This is a genomic window from Parerythrobacter lutipelagi, assembly GCF_005434975.1.
In the GTDB taxonomy this organism is placed as follows: domain Bacteria; phylum Pseudomonadota; class Alphaproteobacteria; order Sphingomonadales; family Sphingomonadaceae; genus Parerythrobacter_A; species Parerythrobacter_A lutipelagi.
Map to the genome: position 1 here is coordinate 1,167,830 of NZ_SKCJ01000002.1, position 19,856 is coordinate 1,187,685.

The following is a 19,856-nucleotide window of genomic DNA, read 5'->3' on the forward strand; positions in this document are numbered from 1 at the left end:
GCAATCCTACCCGGCTCGTTAACCATATTTTCGCCTCTCGCTGCGACACCGGTCGCCGGCTTCGACGCCGGGATTGAGGAACGTGGGCTATGGTTAGGACGACACTCTTGTTTGCGGCGTTGTTCGCCGTGCTACCCTCCGCTCAGGCGCAGGACCGGATCGCCTTAACGCATGCTATCTATGTCGAAAGCATAGGCGGGAATGACGGGTCGCGCACTCTTGAACCGGCAGCCCAGCTTCGCAGGGGCGACCGCGTCGTCCTGATGATCGACTGGAGCGGAGCAGAGGCGCGCAAAGGCACCATGGTGCAGAGCGCAATCCCCTCTGCGTTGAAATACCAACGCAGCAGCTTAGAAACGATTGAAGTTTCCGTCGATGGCGGGCGCAACTGGGGACGGATCGGCCAACTGCGTATGGGCGAACGCATGGCATGGCCAGAGGAAGTCACACACCTGCGGATGCGCGTGACCGGGACCCGCACCGGACGGATTACCTACAGCGCAATCGTGCGCTGACGGTCAATCAGCCAGCAACAACACCGGGGTCTCAATCAGCTTCTTGAGCTGCTGAACAAAGCTCGCCGCATCCCAGCCATCGACCACGCGGTGATCGCAGCTGATCGAGATGTTCATCAGCTTGCGTTTCTCGATCCGCTCGCCGCCTCTGCCGTCTGGCACATACATCGGGCGCTCGATGATCCGGTTGGGACCGATGATGGCGACCTCTGGACGATTGATGACCGGAGTTGTCGCTACGCCGCCTAGCGGACCAAGCGACGTGACGGTCAACGTACCACCCGACATTTCTTCCGGCTTCGCTTTGCCGCTACGTGCAGCCTCGGCGAGCCGAGCAATCTCGTTCGCAAGCTGCCACGGGTTTCTCGCGTGTGCATCGCGGATTACCGGAACCATGAGACCGGCATCGGTCTGCGTCGCCATTCCCATGTGTACAGAGCCATAGCGAGTGACCACACCGCCTTCATCATCATAGCGAGCGTTGATCATCGGGAAATCGGGCAAGGTCTTGCACATGGCGGTGATGAGCAGCGGAAGGATAGTCAATTTCGGCTTGTCACCGCGGCTCTCATTCAACTGCGCACGCATTTGCTCGAGCGCCGTAACATCGACTTCCTCGACATAGGAAAAGTGCGGAATATTGCGCTTGGATGCGGCCATATTTTCCGCAATCCGGCGACGCATACCGATCACTTTCCGCTCTTCGTCCGCGCGCGTTTTTGCCGCGCCGGTGAATGCAGAATTGTATGACAGGAACTGATCGAGATCACCGTGGCGCACGCGGCCATCTTCTGCAGGCTTCACCTGAGAGAGATCGATGCCAAGGTCGTGCGCGCGTTTCCGGACCGCAGGAGTTGCTAGAACTTTCGACGATCCGGTCGATGTTTTTTCCTGCCCGACCGGTTGAACCGGTGCCGGTTGCGGATCTGCCGCCATCGCATCATCGGCATCGGACGCATCGGGATTTTCGACCTCGATCCGCTGTTCGACCTCGTCCGATTTAGCCACTGCTGCTGTCTCGGCCGAAGCCTCGCTCTCTTCCAGCACTTCGTCTGGCACTTCGCCTTCGATTTCAATCACCACCAGCATCGAACCGATAGCGATTGTATCGCCAACCTCCCCGGCCACTTCGACTACGGTTCCCGAAACCGGGCTCTCCATCTCGACGGTAGCCTTGTCGGTCATCATGCCGGCAAGCTGGTCGTCTTCCTCGACCTTGTCGCCTACCTTGACGTACCACTCGACGATCTCAGCTTCGGCAATGCCTTCACCGATGTCGGGCAGGTTGAATGTGAACTTGCTCATGGCGTCAGTCCTTGAGGATCTTGTCGATAGCCTCGCCGATGCGGACGGGGCCTGGGAAATAGGCCCATTCGAGGCTGTGAGGATAGGGAGTATCGAAGCCGGTCACACGTTCGACCGGCGCTTCGAGATGATAGAAACAACGCTCTGTCACGAGCGCAGACAATTCGGCACCAAAGCCCGAGGTACGGGTCGCCTCGTGTACGATCAGGCACCGCCCGGTTCGCTCGACCGACGCTTCAATCGCTTCGATATCCAGTGGGACCAGAGTGCGCAGATCGAGGATATTCGCGTCGATGCCCTTCGCCTTGCACACGGCTTCGGTCACATGGACCATAGTCCCGTATGCCAGAATGGTCAGCTGATCGCCCTCGGACACTGTACGGGCCTTGCCGAGCGGGATCTTGTAGTGACCTTCGGGGACAATGCTCGCGTCAAACCGCTTCCACGGCTCGACCGGCTTGTCGTAGAAGCCACTGAAAGGGCCGTTATAAATTCGCTTTGGCTCGAAGAAGATGACCGGATCATTGTCTTCGATACACGAGATGAGCAGACCCTTCGCATCGTAAGGCGTCGATGGAATCACCGTCTTCAAGCCAGATACATGAGTGAAGATCGATTCCGGACTCTGACTGTGGGTCTGCCCGCCAAATATGCCGCCGCCAAATGGCGAACGGACCGTCAGCGGTGCGATATACTCAGTTGCCGAGCGATAGCGAAGCCGCGCAGCTTCGGAGATCAGCTGATCGAGGCCGGGGTAGATATAGTCGGCAAACTGGATTTCAGGGACCGGTCGCAATCCATATGCGCCCATCCCCACAGCAACGCCGATGATCCCGCATTCGGAAATCGGCGTGTCGAATACGCGGGTCTTGCCGTGCTTCTCCTGAAGGCCGGCAGTGGCGCGGAACACGCCACCGAAATAGCCGACATCTTCGCCCAGCACGATCACGTCGGGATCGCGTTCCAGCATGATGTCGAGCGCATCATTGATGGCATCGATCATGTTCAGACGGCGCTCGGAACCCACGTCGGCAACTGTCTGCCCTTCGGTAGCGGATTTGCTCACGACTTGGGCCTCCCACCGTCGAACTTAATCTTGCGCTCCCGGGTGGCCTGATCGGCCTGTTCCTTGAGGTGCCACGGCAGCTCCTCGAACACATCTTCGAACATGGTGTGGAATGGCTGATGCATACCATGGCCAAGGATGCCGTTCTTCTCGGCTTCCTTCGTCGCAGTCTTGACCGTATCAGCGCATTCCTTGTCCATCGCAGCCTGGCGGTCCTCATCCCACTCGCCCAGCGCAATCAGGTGGTTCTTCAGCCGGTTGACCGGATCACCCAGCGGCCATTCGTCCTGTTCCTGCGCAGAGCGATAGCCGCTCGGGTCGTCCGACGTGGAATGACCTTCTGCCCGGTAGGTGAAATACTCGATCAAGGTCGGCCCCGCATTCGCACGCGCGCGATTGGCCGCCCACTGCTGCGAGGCATAGACCGCCAGCGCATCATTGCCATCGACCCGCAGTCCCGCCAGTCCGTAGCCAAGCGCACGCGCTGCGAATGTCGTGCGCTCTGCCCCGGCAAAACCCGAAAAGCTCGAAATCGCCCACTGATTGTTGATCACATTCAGGATCACCGGCGCATTATACACCGTCGCGAAAGTGCAGGCAGAATGGAAATCACCTTCTGCCGTGCTGCCTTCACCCACCCATGTCGCTGCAATCCGGCTGTCGCCTTTTGCCGCGCTGGCCATCGCCCAGCCCACCGCTTGCGGGGTTTGCGTCGCGAGGTTTCCGGAAATCGAGAAGAAGCTGTGCTCGCGGCTCGAATACATGATCGGCAGCTGGCGGCCCTTCAGCTTGTCGCCCTTGTTGGAATAAATCTGATTGATCATTTCGACCAAGGGATAGCCGCGTGAAATCAATATCCCCTGCTGGCGATAACTGGGAAAAACCATGTCGTCGCTGGCCAGCGCCATGCCGGCAGCAACCGAAGTTGCCTCTTCGCCGGTACATTTCATGTAGAAGCTGGTTTTGCCCTGCCGTTGACCGCGAAACATGCGCTCGTCGAACGCGCGGACCAAGGCCATATTATACAACATCGTGCGCAGCGTATCTGGATCGAGCTTAGGATCCCACGGGCCATGCGCCTGGTCATCGTCCCCCAGGACGCGGATGAGATCATAGGCAAGCGGCGCAAAGCTTTTGGGATCGGCTGCTTCGTCGGGACGGGGCTGTTCACCTGCAGGCGGAACGTTGAGGTGGGAGAAATCGGCCACGTCGCCGGGACGGTATTTGGGTTCGGGAATGTGGAGCGCGAGCTTCGGCTTGTTGCTGCCCCCTGCTCCTCCGGGCCTGTCGGCCATATACTTTCTCCCAGACGTAATCTTTTAATCGTGAGTTATATTATTTCACAGCGAAGAAATGGTCAAGTTACCCCCCATCAAACCGCGACCGGCGCGCTCAGAGCGCCCTGAGGCGTGTACCCCTCGACGAGAAAATCTTCGATGCGATAGCCGAAAATGCTGTCAGGCCTTCTGCTGATCTCAAGCCTCGGACTGCCTGAGGGTTCCCGCGTCAACTGTTCGGTCACAAGGTCCTCGTGATTGCGATAAAGGTGAGTATCACCGCCCATCCACACGAACTCGCCCGGCTCAAGGTCTACTTGCTGCGCGATCATCCGCTGAAGCAGCGCACCGCTCCACAGGTTGAAAGGAAGACCAAGCGCGACATCGCAACTACGCTGGTAAAGCGCGCAATTCAGTTTCCCGTCGCCAACGTGGAACTGGTAAGTCTTGTGGCACGGCGGCAAGGCCATGCGATCGAGTTGCGCGACATTCCAGCCTTCGATGATATGACGCCGACTGCCCGGATTGGAGCGAAGGCTTTCCACAACCTCGGCAACCTGGTTGATACCGGGGCCGCGCTCGTACTTCCCGTCAGCGCCATAGCGATACGTCGGCCAGTCTACCCATTGCTTGCCGTAAACAGGACCAAGATCACCCCACTTTTCGGCGAAAGTAGCATCGTTGGCAATCCGCTGCACGAATTCGTCCAGCGCGATCGTGTTTCCGGTCTGCCGGACATAATTGGCATGAGGCCACTCGTTCCAGATCTTTACGCCCTGTAGCACCAGGGGCCGAATGTTGGTCTCTCCGGTAAGGAACCAAAGCATCTCGCGCGTCGCGGTTTTCCAGTAAACCCGCTTTGTTGTGATCAGAGGCATTCTGCCATCGGCCAGATCGAAACGCAGCATGGTCCCGAAGACGGATCGCGTGCCGATACCGGTCCGGTCGACACGCTCGCTTCCCTCGTTCCATATGCGGCGCATAAGGTCGAGATATTGCCACTCTGGATGTGAGCGGTCTGAAGAATCAGCGGGAATCGCGGCACTGGCCATACCAAGTCCCTAGACCCGCAATTGCCCGCTTGCCACCCCGCGTGCACCTGCCTATAGCGCGCGCCTTGCCTCGACCCGCGTGGCGTATTTGCACCGCGGGACCGACACGGTCGGGGAGTAGCTCAGCCTGGTAGAGCACTGTCTTCGGGAGGCAGGGGCCGGAGGTTCGAATCCTCTCTCCCCGACCAATTATCTAAAATGTCGCGGTAGCTAGCGTCACTGCGCCTAGCACTATGGTCAGTGCGCCTAGGCCGATCGACAAATGCACCCGCAGGCGCATGAAGCCGGGTGCGGAAAGGCCGAGCCGCCGGTCGACAATCGGCGACAGAGCGATCAGCAGCCCAAGCCATAGCAAGGACGGCCCAGGCCAGTTCCAACCCATGACCCAAGGGAGGAAAAGCGCGAGCGCAATCAGGCTTGGAATCACCGATATTGCGAACACCCATTTCGGGGGCCTTTTGCTGGTGATTGCCTGCCCCCACCATATTCCGCCCAAAAAACTGAAGATCAGGGCTGCGTAAGCAAATCCGGCCGCCTGCGCCATCCAGCGCCACTCACCTTCGTGCAGAGCGCCTGCGACCGCAAGCAGTTGCGGGAGCAATCCCGCGTAGCCGAGCCAATGCGCTTCTGTCGGAACATGTTCCGACTCGGTGGGTTGTGTTTTCATGCCCAGCATTTTTCCAATTACTGCGTGATCGCGTGAGTCAATCCGACAATCCGCGGCGCGAGCGGTCGGTTCCCAGCAGCCGGATGGGCCGACTAGGCGGCTTCGGACGCCTGGCCGGAGGAATTGCCGGCGGTATGTTTGCGGAAGGCGCGCGACGCATCGCTTTAGGCGAACTTCCTTCGATGAACCAGATGGTTTTAACTCCGGGCAACGCAAAGCGTCTTGCCGAGCGCCTGGCGCATTTGCGCGGCGCGGCGATGAAGCTGGGGCAAATGATCAGCATGGACGCGGGCGATATGCTGCCGCCCGAGCTGTCTGCCATTCTGGCGACGCTGCGCGATCAAGCGAATTTCATGCCTGCGCGGCAGCTCGATACAGTGCTCACGCAGGAATGGGGCAGCGACTGGCGAAAGCGCTTTCGCCGCTTCGAGCCGCGCCCCATCGCCGCAGCGAGTATCGGGCAAGTACACCGCGCGCTTACGAAGGACGGCAGAGTCCTGGCGATCAAAGTGCAATATCCCGGTATCGCCAAGAGCATCGATTCCGATGTCGATAACGTGGCCACTTTCCTGAGGATGTCTGGCCTTTTACCAAAAGAGCTGGACATCGCGCCGCTGCTGAAGGCCGCAAAGGACCAGCTTCACGAGGAAGCCGATTATTTGCGCGAAGGCGAGCAAATGCAGCAGTACGCGCAATTGTTGCAAGACCAGCCGCAGTTTGTCGTGCCTCAACTCGACAAGGAACTGACGCGCGAGCGAATTCTGGCGATGAGCTTCGAAGATGGGATCGCGATCGAGTCGCTGGAGAGTGAACCGCAGGACCTCCGCAACACGGTGTTCGAGCACCTTATTCGCTTGGTGTCGCGGGAACTCTTCGAGTTGGGGTTGATGCAAACCGATCCCAATTTCGCCAACTTCCGCTATCGCCGCGACGACGGAAAGATCGTGTTGCTCGATTTCGGTGCGGCTCGTGCGGTCGACCCTGGAGTATCGAATGCCTATCGCCGCTTGCTTGCCGCGGGACTGGATGGCGACAAGGATCGCATCCGCGAAGAAGCGTTGGCGGCAGGCTTTGTAGCCCCCGCAGCAATCGAGCGGCACCGGGAACGGATCGACAGAATGATCGAGCTGATCGCTACGGAAATTTCCCGCGATGCACCGTTTGATTTTGGCGACCGGTCCTTCGTACCCTTGTTGCGTGATGAAGGTATGGCCATCGCAGAGGACAAGCAAAGCTGGCACATACCGCCTGTCGAGACACTGTTCGTACAGCGCAAGGTGAGCGGCACGGCTTTGCTCGGCGCAAGGCTAAAGGCCGTGGTAAACGTCAGGCGCGTTATCGAAGACGTTTTCGATGCAAACCCGGCCTAGGCGGATTGCCGGCTTTTCCTCTCCGCAATCCAGCCATCGATATGCTCTTCGAGTACGTTGAGCGGCACTGCTCCGTTCTCGAGCACTGCGTCATGAAAATCGCGCAGGTCAAACGATGAACCAAGCTCTTCTTCTGCTCGCGCACGCAATTCGCGGATCTTGAGCTCGCCGATCTTGTAAGCAACTGCCTGACCGGGATTGGTGATGTAGCGATTGACCTCCGCGTCGATATTGCCCGGTGAAAGTGCCGTGTTGTCGAGCATATAATCGACCGCCTGTTGCTTGCTCCAACCCTTGGCATGGAGGCCGGTGTCGACGACGAGGCGGGTCGCTCGCCACATTTCGTAGCTCAGCCGCCCCATTTCCTTGGCCGGCGTGTCATACAGCCCCATCTCGATGCCCAAACGCTCGGAATAAAGACCCCAGCCCTCCACGAAGGCGGTGAAGAAAGTGCCATTCGCCCGTAGCGGGTGCATATCGAGCTCCTGCTGCAGGGCGATCTGATGATGATGGCCCGGGACGGCTTCATGCACGCCGAGCGCAGGCAATTCCCAAAGCGGGCGCTGGTTCAATTCAGTTGTGTTGACGCGGTAGATGCCCGGTTGCCCTGTGTTGAGTGAACCGCGCTCGTAATAGGCTGTGGTGTTTCCTGGGGCCTGCGCGTCGGGGATTGGCAAGACGGTATAGGGTTGGCGCGGCAAGGTGCCGAAAAGTTTGGGCATCCAGCCGTCGATCTGCTTGGCCAACGATTGCGCTGCGGTCATCAGCTCATCAGGCGTTGCCGCATAATATTGCGGATCGGTGCGAAGGTGATCGATGAACGATTCGCGCGTGGCAAAACCGGCATCAAGCGCCACCGATTCCATTTCCGTCCGAATCCGCGCGACTTCCGACAGTCCAAGCTGATGAACCTGGTCGGGAGTCATGTCGGTGGTGGTATAGCTGCGCACCCGATAGGCGTAGAATTCCTCACCTCCCGGCGTGCCAAGAGCACCCGGCGCTCCATCGCGGCAGTTCGGAGCGTAATCCTCGCGATAGAACTCGAGAAACTCCGAAAACGCTGGAAAAACACCAGCTTCCAAGGCTGTCCGGGCGCGAGACTGCAAGTCGGCCCATTCCGCTTCGGAAATCGTATTCGGTCGCTCAGCGAATGGTGCCCAATAAGGCGATGTCTCCGCTGATGGATAAATTTGCGCAGCGATACGCTCGTCGAACCCTTCCATCGGGCCGCACGCTTGCGTCAAACCAAGATCGACCGCTGTCCGCGAACGGGCAATGGCATCGCGGTTGACCTGCGGGTACGCGGCTAATCTGCCGACATAACTTTCGTAGTCGGCCTTGGTGAAGAGCGGCGAGGAATATGGCAATCCGGCCACCCAGCGGAACCATCCTCCGCGATTGGTGAATAGCACATAAGCATCATGTTCGTGCTCGGACGCTTCGATCGTGTCGCTCAGACTGGTGCGGAGCACTGACCGATCGATTGCGAGTTCTTCTGGCAGCCCAGCCACGTCGATGGCTTCGAGCCGGGCAAAGAATGCCCTCGCTTCGTCAAGATTGCGACGGTGCGCCTCCAGTGACCAATCACCCAACTTGCCGTCCCCTCGCCGGTCACCAACGCTCGTCGCCAGACCGGGGCTATTGTCCAGCGTCCATTGCCAAATTTCCTCCCGCAGTTCGCGGTAGTCGTCGGCTGGTTCCGCTTGCGCTTGCGGAATAGCGGCAAGCCCCAGTGCTAGTGCGACGATCAGGCGTTTCATTGGCGAGCTCTCCGAAGTTTCCATCTACCTATTGCGCCCACTCGCCTGGGTCCAGTAGGCGCATGGAATGTTCAAACCGCGTGTGCTCTTCGTTTGCCTTGGAAACATCTGTCGTTCGCCACTTGCGGAAGCCGCTTTTCGCAAACACGCCGCCGATGCTGGACTGGATGCAGAGGCCGACAGCGCCGGAACAGCTGCCTATCACGTTGGCAAATCACCAGATCCGCGAAGCGTGCGAGAGGCCGCAAAGAATGGCATCGACATCGCGCGGTACAGCGCCAGACAGATCGACGAAGACGATTTCTTCCGCTTCACCCATATCTTCGCGCTCGATCAGTCAAACTTGCACGATCTGCGGGCAATCCAGCCGGTCAATTCCACTGCGGAGTTGGCACTGCTGCTCGATACCCTGCCGCACAAGATGGGCGTCTCTGTAGCCGACCCGTATTACGGCGATGAAGAGGGCTTTGCGGAGACGTGGCAGGATGTGAGCGAGGCAGGCTTGGCAATTGTCACGCAGCTGTCTGCGCCAATTGGTTAATGTTCGGACTTCCCAGGATTTTAACCTTTCCCGGCTAATTGCGCTCCTGTTTTGCAGGAGTGCAGCGCATGTGGCTCATCGGGGCCGTGGCACGGAAAAGTCGGACAGCAAGCTGGCGGGGCAATTTCCTGATCGCCAGCGTGTTTTTGCTCGCTTTGCTTCTAGCCGGTGCGAGCTGGTTCGCAACAACCACAGCTTTCGAACGCGAAAACGCGGAAGCGAGCAGAGATCACGCATTTGCAGTGCTGGGCACCGCCGACGAAATAGAGATCGCGGCCCTCAATGCAATTCGCGGCGAGCGTGGCTATCTGCTGAGCGACGATCCGGAATTTTTACGACCGCTCAACGATGCGAAACTGCGGGGAAGGTTCCTGATCGAGCAGCTGCAAGAATTGGTTGCCGACAATCCCGAGCAAGCCGCCTCCGCTAAGCGTGTCGCAGCCGAATTCAATGCGCTGATTTTCCGGGTTGACCGGATCGTCGAGTTGCATCGACGAGGAGATCGAGCAGCAGCCCACAAACGCGTGCGTAATGCGGAAGACAGAGATGCTGTCGAGACAATTGTCGCCGACCTGCAGCGAATTGAACGGTACGAAAACTCGCGGCTCGCGAAGAGGACACTCATCGCTCAGAAGCACGGTGAGGCAAACCAGAACTATCAGTATCTGTTATCGGGTGTTGGCATTGCATTGATGATCTTGGCGGCTTTCGCGGTCAGTGCAGTTCGTCGCGCAGTTGCGGCTGAGGCTCGTGTCCGCAGCGAACTTCGACGGCGGGCGATGACCGACGAGCTGACAGGGTTGGCCAACCGGCGCGAGTTCATGGCTTCGCTCGATAGAGCTATGGCATCCGCCCGGCGCAGCCGTCGGCCACTTTCGCTAGCCATCCTTGACATCGATCATTTCAAGCGGATCAACGACACCTTTGGCCATCCCGCGGGAGATGCCGTGATACGAACAGTTGCCACGACTGCCGTGGACCTTATGCGTGGACAGGACACCGTGGGACGGATTGGCGGAGAGGAGTTCGCCATCGTGCTTCCCGACTGTTCGAGTGCGGACGCCTACGCAGCCTGCGAACGATTGCGCCTCGCAATCCGCGCCGCCGATCTGGAGATGGAGACCGGCGAGCACGTATCGGTAACCCTCAGCACCGGCATAGCTACCTTCGCCCCGAATGACACAGCCGAGCAGATGATCGCCCTTGCCGATGCTGCCTTATACCAGGCGAAGCACGGTGGACGTGACCGCGTCTTGCTGGCGGCCTAACCTCCGCGCAACATCTGTACGCCCCAATCGCGCTCGAACAAATACAGCAGGATCCGCGCGGCTTCACCCCGCCGCCCGTTAAGGCCGCCGTCGCGATCCATCAGCAGCCGTGCATCGTCATGCGCGAGCGGTAGCAGCCTTGTGATCTGCTCCAGACTCGCGACACGAAAAGGCGTGTCGCCAGATTGCCTTGTGCCGAGCAGCTCGCCTCCGCCGCGCAGGCGGAGATCTTCCTCGGCAAGCCGGAAACCGTCCTGACTCTCCCGCATCAGGGCGAGACGTTCGCGTGCGGTCTCTGAAAGCGTGTCACCGCGCAGCAGCAGACAGGTGGATTTCTCACTGCCCCGGCCGACACGTCCGCGAAGTTGGTGCAACTGGGCCAATCCAAAACGTTCGGCTTGTTCGATCACCATCAAAGTGGCGGCAGGAACATCGACGCCGACTTCGATCACTGTCGTTGCGACCAGCAATTTTGCTTGGCCACTGGCGAAGCGCTGCATCGCCGCGTCTTTCATCTCTGGCTTAAGCTGGCCGTGCACGAGAACCACATCGTCGCCGAAACGCTCCTTCAACAGCGTATATCTCGCCTCTGCAGCGGCAATGTCTTCGGTTTCGTGCTCGCGCACCATGGGGCAGACCCAATAGGCCTGCTGCCCGCTTGCCATGTGGCGACCTGCGCCTTCGACCACTTCCGCGAGCCGGTCGAGGGCGACAACCCTTGTGTCGATCGGTTGGCGTCCCGGCGGCATTTCATCAAGACGGCTGACTTCCATCTCGCCATATTGCGCCAGGGTGAGCGTGCGCGGGATGGGTGTCGCGGTCATCGCCAAAGTATGCGGACTCATCCGCCCTTTGCTCGCAAGTTGTAGCCGCTGAGCAACACCGAACCGGTGCTGCTCGTCAATGACCACCAGCGCGAGATCCTTGTAATTTACGCTGTCCTGAAAAATCGCATGGGTTCCGACGACAATATCGATGCTGCCGTCCAGCAGACCCATCAAAGTGCTTTCCCGCGCCCTGCCCTTGTCACGCCCGGTCAGCAACGCGACTTCGGCCCCGGTCGGGCGCGCCATATCACGCAGGGTTTCAAAATGCTGCCGGGCGAGAATCTCTGTCGGTGCCAGCAGCGCGGCCTGTTTGCCTGCTTCGTTCGCGACCAGCATCGCTTCCAGCGCAACCACAGTCTTGCCCGCACCCACGTCACCTTGCAGCAGCCGCAGCATGGGCGATTCCTGCCGGAGGTCATCTTCTATTTCCCGGACCGAGCGTGCCTGTGCACCGGTAAGCTGATAGGGGAGATCAAGCTTGCCGCGCAGCGAGCCATCACCGACCAGTGCTTGCCCTTTCCGCTGCCGGTTGGCCGCACGAACCAGCATTAACGCGAGACTGTTGGCGAGAAGCTCATCATAGGCGAGCCTCTCCCGCGCAGGGCCATGCTCACCCTTGTGCGCGAGGTTGAGGGCATCCGACCAGACAGGCCAGCCTTGTTTCTCGAACTGGGTCGGCTCGATCCATTCGGGTAGCTCGGGCAGCTTTTGAAGCGCCTGCGTCACGAGGCCTGCGATCTTCGGCTGGGTCAGGCCATCCGACAACGCATAGACCGGTTCAGACAGCCGAGACAGCGTTTCACCGCCTTCCTTCTCGACATGGTCGGGATGCACGATCTGCAGCATATCGCCATAGCGATCGAGCCGGCCCGCCACCCACCGCCGTTCGCCGACAGGCAGTAGCTTTTTTGCGGTGTATGATGCGCGGCCGAAATATGTCAGCGTGCAAATGTTTCCGATGCTGTCCTGTGCAAGAACGCGGTACGGTCCTCGGCCCGAACGCGGTGCGCGATGCTCGGTTGTGGTCAGGGCGATTACAATCTGTTCGCCCTCGCTCGCTTCATCGAGCGTGTCGACAGGGCGCCGCGTTACGAATCGGTCCGGCAGGTGGTACGCAATGTCTTTTACCCGCGCGAGGCCGAGCTTTTCGAGCGGCTTCTTGAGCTTGGGCCCGACACCGTCGAGCGTTTCGCTCTCAGCAAAGAGCGGATTGAGGATGTCCGGCCGCATAGTGCCTTTTCTATAGCTGCTTGCGCAGCCAATGCGAGTGCCCTACCCGCGCCTCATGTCCGAAAATACCCGCCTTTCCCGAGCAAAATTCCGTTCGTGGCACCGTGGAACGCGGGAAGCCGATTACATGATCGGCGGCTTCTTCGACCGTTACAGCCAAGGCTGGGACGAAGCAGGTTTGCTATGGTTCGAAAACTTGCTGGACGAGGACGATGTCGATGTCATGGCGTGGGCCCTCGGAACCCAGCCCGTGCCCGAACGCTTTCAAAGCGAGCAAATGGAATTGATGAAGAAGCTCGACTACGTGAACATACCTCGCTGAAGCGCCAACCAATCGACAGACGATGCCAGACCTGAACCGTATTCTCGCGGCGAGAGAGCCGCTCACGCTATCTTCCGTTGCGCGCGGCGCGCAGCCGTTGGTTATGGCCGACCTCGCGCGCGCCTCGAATGGTCGCGCAGTCTTTATCGCCGCAGATGACGCAGCAATGCGCACTGTTACGGACACTGCGCATTTCTTCGCTCCGGAACTGGAAGTGCTGGAATTCCCTGCATGGGATTGCTTGCCGTACGATCGCGCCAGTCCTGCGCTATCGGTCAGCGCCCGGCGTCTCTCAGCGCTTTACCGCCTACAAGCCGGCAAGGCCGGTTCACAACTCCTCGTAACGACCGTCAACGCCGTGCTCCAACGCGTTCTCACGCCGTTTCGCGTTCGAGAAAGCGTGCGTGAGTTCAAGCCCGGGAGCGAGATGAGCCGCGAAAGCCTTTCGGCTCTCCTGCAGCGACAGGGTTACAGCAGATCCGATACGGTGGTCGACAAAGGCGAATACGCCGTTCGCGGATCAATCGTCGACATTTTTCCATCCGGCATGGAGGAAGGGCTGAGGCTCGATTTCTTCGGCGACGAATTGGAAAGTCTGCGCAGCTTCGACCCTTCGACCCAGATGAGCACCGGCGTGCTTAAATCGCATCTTCTCTTGCCCGCCAGCGAAGCGCTGCTGGACGAAAACAGCATCAAGCGTTTCCGCGGGCGCTACCGCGAATTGTTCGGCGCTGCTTCAACCCAGGACCCGCTTTACGAAGCAGTCAGCGAAGGCCGGCGGTTGGCCGGAATGGAGCATTGGCTGCCGCTGTTCGAAGAGCGCATGTCGACTGTGTTCGATCACTTGGGAGAGGCCGATATTGTCGTTGTCGACAGCGCATCACTGCAGGCTGGCGAGGAACGACTGAGCGATATCGCCGACTATTGCGAACAGCGCGTGGCAGCGAGTGGGCAGGCCAAGGGCAGCTACCGGCCTCTGCCGCAGGATGCGCTCTATGTTCGCAAGGAAGAATTCGCTGCTGCGCTGGACGCAGCGCCGGCTCATCGCGCTTCGATTTTTGCCGCGCCGGAAAGTCCGGGTGCCGTCGATTTCGGATTTCAGTCAGCACGCGATTTCGCCCCAGAAAGGGCACGCAACGACAATGTCTACGAAGCTGCGGCACAGCATTTAAAGAATGTCGCCAAATCGGGCCGCAAGCCGGTCTTCGCCGCCTACTCGACCGGCAGCCGGGCGCGCATCGCATCGATCCTGACCGAGGCCGGGACCGAAACCCGGCTTGCCGATGGGTGGCAGGAAGCGCTGGGCCTTGCCGCCAAAGGCAATGCGGTCGCGCTTGTCCTGCCAGTCGAAACCGGATTTTCGAACGATCAGCTGGAGCTCATCAGCGAGCAGGATGTTCTTGGTGACCGCCTCGTCCGCCGCCGGAAGCGCAAGAAGGATTCCGATGCCTTTCTTGCCGAACTGCAAGCACTCAACCGCGGTGATCTGGTGGTTCACGTCGAGCACGGGATCGGCAAGTATCTCGGGCTGGAACCGGTCCCGGTTGGGCAAAGCAAGCACGACTGCGTCATGCTGCAATACCGCGGCGGTGATAAGCTCTACATCCCGGTCGAGAACATCGATGTTCTAAGCCGCTACGGCTCTTCGGAAGAAGCGGTTCAGCTTGATCGGCTAGGCGGCGAAGCTTGGCAGAAAAGACGCGCTCAGCTTAAAGAGCGCATCCGGGAAATCGCTGGGGAACTGCTCAAGGTCGCCGCCGAGCGGGCCTTGCGTAAAGCACCTGTATTTGAAGTGGATGAAGCGAGCCTCAACCAGTTTGTCGATCGCTTTCCGTGGGAAGAAACCGACGATCAGGAACGCGCCATTGCTGACGTATTGCGCGACCTGGAGAGCGGCAAGCCAATGGACCGGCTGGTCTGCGGCGATGTCGGCTTCGGCAAGACAGAGGTTGCACTCCGCGCTGCCTTCGTTGCCGCCATGAACGGCCAGCAAGTTGCGCTCGTCGCGCCGACGACCCTCCTCGCGCGCCAGCATTATACCAACTTTGCACAGCGTTTTGCTGGTTTCCCGCTCAAGGTAGGGCGACTCAGCCGCCTTGTTCCATCGAAGGAAATCAGCGAAACCCGCGAAGGGCTGGAGACGGGCGACATCGACATCGTCATCGGCACGCATGCGATCCTGTCCAAGAATACCAAATTCAAGAATCTCGGGCTGGTGATTGTCGATGAAGAGCAGCGCTTCGGCGTAACGCATAAAGAAAAGCTCAAGCAATTGCGGGCCGACGTGCACATGCTGACACTTACCGCGACCCCGATCCCGCGTACGCTGCAAATGGCGATGACCGGCCTGCGCGAGCTCTCCACGATCCAGACACCCCCGGTCGACCGGCTTGCTGTGCGGACCTATGTCATGGACTGGGATGACATGGTGATACGCGAGGCATTGCTCCGCGAACACCATCGCGGCGGACAAAGCTTCATCGTGGTGCCGCGCATCTCCGATATGGATGCCATCGCAGACTGGTTGCATGAGCATGTGCCGGAAGTGAAACACGTCGCCGCGCACGGCCAGATGGGCGCAGGCGAGATAGAAGAGCGCATGAGCGCATTCTACGAGGGCAAGTACGACGTTCTTCTATCCACCACGATCGTCGAATCAGGGCTGGACCTGCCGAGTGCCAACACGATTATCATCCACCGTGCCGATATTTTCGGCCTTGCCCAGCTCTACCAGTTGCGTGGCAGGGTCGGACGCGCGAAATTGCGTGCCTATGCTTATCTGACATATGCAGCGGATACACAGCTGTCCGAAGTCGCGGAGAAGCGGCTCAAGGTGCTCAGCGATCTGGACAGCCTGGGTGCCGGCTTCCAGCTCGCCAGTCACGATCTGGATATACGCGGCGCGGGCAATTTGCTGGGCGACGAACAATCGGGGCACATTCGCGAAGTAGGCTTCGAATTGTACCAGTCCATGCTGGAAGACGCGATCCTGGCCGCGAAGGCGGGTGCCGCCGGTCTCGCGGCCAAGCCTGAAAGCATCAGTCCGCAAATCACCGTCGATGCGCCGATCATGATCCCGGAGGAATATGTGCCGGATCTCGCCGTGCGCATGGCGCTATACCGCCGGTTGAACGACGCGCAGGACAAGGCAGAGATCGAGGCGATGGCCGCCGAGATGATCGACCGGTTTGGTCCTTTGCCGGATGCCACGGCCAATCTGGTTCGTCTGATCGAAATCAAGCACCAGGCAATCGCAGCCAATATCGCCAAGATCGACGTTGGGGCCCGGGGAACTCTTGTCACGTTCCACAATGATGATTTCCCGGATCCCGCCGGATTGCTGGCCTACGTCGATCGCTTGCAAGGCACAGCAAAGCTGCGCCCGGATATGAAGTTGGTGATCAATCGCGCTTGGGGCGATCCAAATAGCCGCCTGAACGGCCTGTTTCAACTGACCAAAGGCCTAAGCGCAGTTGTGCAAAAGGCAGCGGCAAAGCGTTAAGCTTCAGCGAGTCTGACGAACTCTTTTTGCGTCATCGGGCCAGCTGCAAAGTAGCCCTGAAAGCTGTGGCAACCTTCGGCGGCAATCAAAGCACGCTGTTTCTCACATTCGATGCCTTCGGCGATGACCTCCAAACCCAAGGCTTTGGCCATGGCGACAATACCTTGCAGCACGGCAAGATCCCTGGTGTCGTCGCCAATTCCATCGATCATCGCGCGATCGAGCTTCAGGTAATCGAGCGGCAGGATCTTCAGGTAACGGAAATTGCAAAAGCCGGCGCCGAAATCATCCAGCGCGATTTTCACGCCGGATGCCTTCAGTGTCTCCAGCGTTGTCTTCGCCAGATCGAGATCACCAATCAGCACCTGTTCGGTGATCTCAAGCGTCAAACGATCCGCTGCAAAGCCTGACTTCCGGATCAACGACAGTAGCTCAATGGCGAAACTTGGGGCTGCAAGGTCTGCGGGCGTCACGTTCAGCGACAGCCGCAAACTATCCGGCCACTCTCGGGCACCGGCTAGAGCCTTGGCGGCGATGTGCCGGGATAATTGTGCAACATGGTCGGCCCGCTCGGCAATCGCGAATAATGTCGCTCCCCCGACTCGACCGAGCGTTGGGTGATCCCATCGCGCCAGCGCTTCGGCACCGAGCAAATCCGCCCCGTCGACAGAATATTGCGGTTGATATAGAATTGAAATTTCGCCCCGATCCAGCGCGCTTAGCAAGTCTGCTTCAAGTTGCGCAGAACGGATACCGGGCATTGACCATTCGGTGTGAGCCCACAGTATCCGCCTGCCCTTGCGGTGCCGCGCGCTATCCAGAGTCTCCGCCATCCGGTCAAAAATCAGGTCCGGACTCTCCCCGGGCAGAGCTCGCATGAGCGCAATGCGCGGCCACAAACGGACCGTTCCACCGTCTCCCGCATCCGCAATGGGATGCGCGACTGCGTCAGCCAAAGCCTCTGCCAGCCATTGCCAACGCTCACGGCTGCAGAGCTCATGCGCCAGAACCAGGAATTGCCCTCCCCCCATGCGGCAAATGGCGAGCCGCGAATGGTCGAATTCGTCATCGGCGAAATGCTGGATGCGCTTGGCGACTTCGACCAGAGCGCCGTCACCGGTCGCTTCTCCGAAAGCAATGTTGACCGTCTCGAACCGCCCCAGCTCCAGCAACATCGCATGGATGGGTGCTGTCACGCCCTCCTTCGCCGCACCATCCTGCCACAAGCGCAGGGTCGCACGGGCCAGGCCCGGGCCACCAAGTCCGGTCAATTCATCGCGAAGGGACTCGTCCCACATAGTTGCGCGCTGTAGCATGCTTCACCGTGTAAAATTGTTGCCGCGTTAAATCCCGCGACAAATTGGATGCGTTGCCAAATGGCACAGCCGCCCATAGGGTTCGCTCGCGCCGTCTGGCGGGATCGAGGGGACGATGAGCAGCAATCACGGCTTTCGCAAATTGGCACTGGCGATCTCTGATACCGCGAAAGCGGTCGAGACAGCCCGCGAACTCGAGGATGCGCACGATTGGGTGCCCATGGCGGAGGCGGACGCAGTCGTAACTCTGGGGGGTGATGGCTTCATGCTGGCGACCCTGCACAAGATGCTGGACGATGGGCGTATCTTGCCATGTTATGGGGTCAATCGCGGTACGGTAGGGTTCCTGATGAACAAATACCGCCAGGGCGTGAAGATCCTCGACAAGATCAATCGTTCGAGATCCATGGGAATCTCGCCCTTGCGCATGGAAGCTGTGACACAAGACGGCGAGCGGCATGTCGAATGTGCGATCAACGAGGTCTCATTGCTGCGTGAAACGCGGCAAACAGCCAAGATGGAAGTTATCGTGGATGACAAGATCCGGATCAAGGAACTGGTCGGCGACGGTGTGCTCGTTTCCACACCGGCCGGTTCAACCGCGTATAACCTCTCCGCGAACGGACCGATTCTGCCGCTGGATTCGCAGTTGCTCGCGCTGACTCCAATCAGCCCCTTCCGTCCGCGCCGCTGGCGTGGCGCGATCTTGCCCGATAGGTCGAGCATCAAGTTTACCGTATTCGAACCTGCCAAACGCCCGGTTGCCGCAGTGGCCGACCAGAAAGAAGTGCGCGACATTGCCGAAGTCAGCATCGAAATCGCCCGTGATTCCGAGCTGACGCTGCTGTTCGATCCCGGCCATTCGCTCGATGAGCGCATTGTTGCCGAACAATTCATGACATAAGCACCGCTTTGCCCACAATACAGGGTTGCAAAGCCAATTCGCCGCCCATATAGGCTCGCCCTCGCCCTCCTCCATACCGCTTGGAGGGCTGCTCCCCGATAGCTCAGCGGTAGAGTAGGTGACTGTTAATCACTTGGTCGTTGGTTCGAATCCAACTCGGGGAGCCATTTTTCACCTGGCAGATTTGTTTTCCGTGCAGCACCGGTCAATCGGGCCGCACGTATAGTCCGTCGAATTGCAGCAAGCGTCCTGTTTGCCGATCACGAAAATCCGGCAAGAGGTTCCAAAGCGCGAAGCCTGCACCGGCAAGGCGCTGATGGATGATCGTCCAGTCCACTTGCCCGGTGTACAGTTCCGTCGTGGACATCTCGACAAGAACTGCGTCGATGTGCGGCAGCAAACCGGCAGCCCCTTTCAGCACTTCGCCTTCATACCCTTGCGCATCGATCTTGAGTAGAATGCGCTGCTCCTGCGAACCAAGCGTTTGCGCAAAAATGCTGGCGATCGGTTCGACAAATACGCGTTCCTCAGACACGTAAACGGACCGGGGTGCCGCATCCACATGCGCATCCTCCATCGGGAGCAGCGAAGACGATACGGAGTTTCTTGCGATGTTGATGGAAGCCTCTCCGCTTTCTGCGCCTGCGGCCATTCGCGCAAGCACATGAACCCGAGAGTTCCCGGCGAACCTTTGGCTCAGCAAGCGATGCGCATCACTGAGTGGTTCGATACAATGGATGGTGCCGGCAAATCCCTTATCGAGCAACTGCTGAGCGAATTGCCCGGTATTGGCGCCTACGTCGATGACATGGTCAACTCCGCGCTGGCGAAGAAGATCGACCAGCGCAAGGCGCTGATCATCGCCTGCGCTGACCAGTTGCAGCCCGAATTTGCCGAGCGCGCGGTTTACCCATTTTCTGGCCAAACCGCGCAT

16 protein-coding genes, 2 tRNA genes and 1 pseudogene are annotated in these 19,856 nt (G+C 59.3%); 9 read left to right on the top strand and 10 right to left on the bottom strand.

The genetic code is table 11. The features are described 5' to 3' along the window. Window positions 1–89: 89 nt before the first annotated feature. Window positions 90–515, top strand: coding sequence for a hypothetical protein (locus E0502_RS13970; RefSeq protein WP_137678591.1), 426 nt, complete (start codon window positions 90–92; stop codon window positions 513–515). 3 nt (window positions 516–518) lie between these two features. On the opposite strand, the gene E0502_RS13975 is transcribed toward E0502_RS13970, so the two are convergent. The 4 genes from E0502_RS13975 to E0502_RS13990 form a co-directional block, all read right to left on the bottom strand. Beyond that, window positions 519–1,820: a dihydrolipoamide acetyltransferase family protein gene (locus tag E0502_RS13975; RefSeq protein WP_137678592.1), complete on the bottom strand. Its 1,302-nt coding sequence runs from the start codon at window positions 1,818–1,820 to the stop codon at window positions 519–521. Between the two features lie 4 nt (window positions 1,821–1,824). Next, on the bottom strand, window positions 1,825–2,823 hold the full coding sequence (locus E0502_RS13980; protein WP_137678825.1) for an alpha-ketoacid dehydrogenase subunit beta: 999 nt from the start codon (window positions 2,821–2,823) through the stop codon (window positions 1,825–1,827). A 59-nt stretch (window positions 2,824–2,882) separates the two neighbouring features. After that, window positions 2,883–4,181, bottom strand: coding sequence for a 3-methyl-2-oxobutanoate dehydrogenase (2-methylpropanoyl-transferring) subunit alpha (locus tag E0502_RS13985; protein ID WP_137678593.1), 1,299 nt, complete (start codon window positions 4,179–4,181; stop codon window positions 2,883–2,885). Window positions 4,182–4,258: 77 nt separating this feature from the next. Beyond that, complete coding sequence (locus E0502_RS13990; RefSeq protein WP_137678594.1) at window positions 4,259–5,215, bottom strand: thymidylate synthase; 957 nt, start codon at window positions 5,213–5,215, stop codon at window positions 4,259–4,261. Between the two features lie 111 nt (window positions 5,216–5,326). On the opposite strand from E0502_RS13990, the gene E0502_RS13995 reads away from it, so the two are divergent. Continuing rightward, window positions 5,327–5,403: transfer RNA gene (locus E0502_RS13995), tRNA-Pro, on the top strand. A gap of 5 nt (window positions 5,404–5,408) precedes the next feature. On the opposite strand, the gene E0502_RS14000 is transcribed toward E0502_RS13995, so the two are convergent. Further along, a complete protein-coding gene (locus E0502_RS14000) occupies window positions 5,409–5,882 on the bottom strand; it encodes a DUF3429 domain-containing protein (protein ID WP_137678595.1) in 474 nt (157 codons plus the stop codon). A gap of 83 nt (window positions 5,883–5,965) precedes the next feature. Here E0502_RS14000 and E0502_RS14005 point away from each other — a divergent pair, with 83 nt between their 5' ends. Beyond that, window positions 5,966–7,252: an ABC1 kinase family protein gene (locus tag E0502_RS14005; protein WP_137678826.1), complete on the top strand. Its 1,287-nt coding sequence runs from the start codon at window positions 5,966–5,968 to the stop codon at window positions 7,250–7,252. Here E0502_RS14005 and E0502_RS14010 read toward each other — a convergent pair. Further along, a complete protein-coding gene (locus tag E0502_RS14010; protein WP_137678596.1) occupies window positions 7,249–9,012 on the bottom strand; it encodes a DUF885 domain-containing protein in 1,764 nt (587 codons plus the stop codon). The two genes, E0502_RS14005 and E0502_RS14010, sit on opposite strands and share 4 nt — an antisense overlap. A gap of 67 nt (window positions 9,013–9,079) precedes the next feature. Here E0502_RS14010 and E0502_RS14015 point away from each other — a divergent pair, with 67 nt between their 5' ends. Together E0502_RS14015 and E0502_RS14020 are read left to right on the top strand one after the other, a co-directional pair. After that, window positions 9,080–9,553: a low molecular weight protein-tyrosine-phosphatase gene (locus tag E0502_RS14015; RefSeq protein ID WP_137678597.1), complete on the top strand. Its 474-nt coding sequence runs from the start codon at window positions 9,080–9,082 to the stop codon at window positions 9,551–9,553. An 86-nt stretch (window positions 9,554–9,639) separates the two neighbouring features. Next, window positions 9,640–10,821, top strand: coding sequence for a GGDEF domain-containing protein (locus tag E0502_RS14020; protein ID WP_161593786.1), 1,182 nt, complete (start codon window positions 9,640–9,642; stop codon window positions 10,819–10,821). Here the strand turns inward: E0502_RS14020 and recG are convergent. After that, a complete protein-coding gene (gene recG, locus E0502_RS14025) occupies window positions 10,818–12,878 on the bottom strand; it encodes an ATP-dependent DNA helicase RecG (protein WP_137678599.1) in 2,061 nt (686 codons plus the stop codon). The genes E0502_RS14020 and recG overlap by 4 nt on opposite strands. Window positions 12,879–12,933: 55 nt before the next feature. Here recG and E0502_RS14030 point away from each other — a divergent pair, with 55 nt between their 5' ends. Further along, the gene (locus E0502_RS14030) at window positions 12,934–13,200 is read left to right on the top strand and encodes an FAD assembly factor SdhE (RefSeq protein ID WP_137678600.1); all 267 of its coding nucleotides are present in this window, start codon (window positions 12,934–12,936) and stop codon (window positions 13,198–13,200) included. 22 nt (window positions 13,201–13,222) lie between these two features. Beyond that, window positions 13,223–16,702, top strand: coding sequence for a transcription-repair coupling factor (gene mfd, locus E0502_RS14035; RefSeq protein ID WP_137678601.1), 3,480 nt, complete (start codon window positions 13,223–13,225; stop codon window positions 16,700–16,702). On the opposite strand, the gene E0502_RS15345 is transcribed toward mfd, so the two are convergent. Together E0502_RS15345 and E0502_RS15480 are read right to left on the bottom strand one after the other, a co-directional pair. After that, window positions 16,699–17,535, bottom strand: coding sequence for an EAL domain-containing protein (locus E0502_RS15345; RefSeq protein WP_240049111.1), 837 nt, complete (start codon window positions 17,533–17,535; stop codon window positions 16,699–16,701). The two genes, mfd and E0502_RS15345, sit on opposite strands and share 4 nt — an antisense overlap. A gap of 21 nt (window positions 17,536–17,556) precedes the next feature. Next, a pseudogene (locus E0502_RS15480) lies at window positions 17,557–18,018 on the bottom strand (diguanylate cyclase domain-containing protein); the annotation flags it as partial. A 115-nt stretch (window positions 18,019–18,133) separates the two neighbouring features. On the opposite strand from E0502_RS15480, the gene E0502_RS14045 reads away from it, so the two are divergent. Together E0502_RS14045 and E0502_RS14050 are read left to right on the top strand one after the other, a co-directional pair. Further along, window positions 18,134–18,922, top strand: coding sequence for an NAD kinase (locus E0502_RS14045; RefSeq protein ID WP_137678603.1), 789 nt, complete (start codon window positions 18,134–18,136; stop codon window positions 18,920–18,922). Between the two features lie 92 nt (window positions 18,923–19,014). Further along, window positions 19,015–19,089 (top strand) — tRNA-Asn (locus E0502_RS14050). Window positions 19,090–19,127: 38 nt separating this feature from the next. Here the strand turns inward: E0502_RS14050 and E0502_RS14055 are convergent. Continuing rightward, window positions 19,128–19,847, bottom strand: a complete 720-nt coding sequence (locus E0502_RS14055; RefSeq protein WP_161593788.1) for an FkbM family methyltransferase — start codon at window positions 19,845–19,847, stop codon at window positions 19,128–19,130. Window positions 19,848–19,856: the final 9 nt, after the last annotated feature.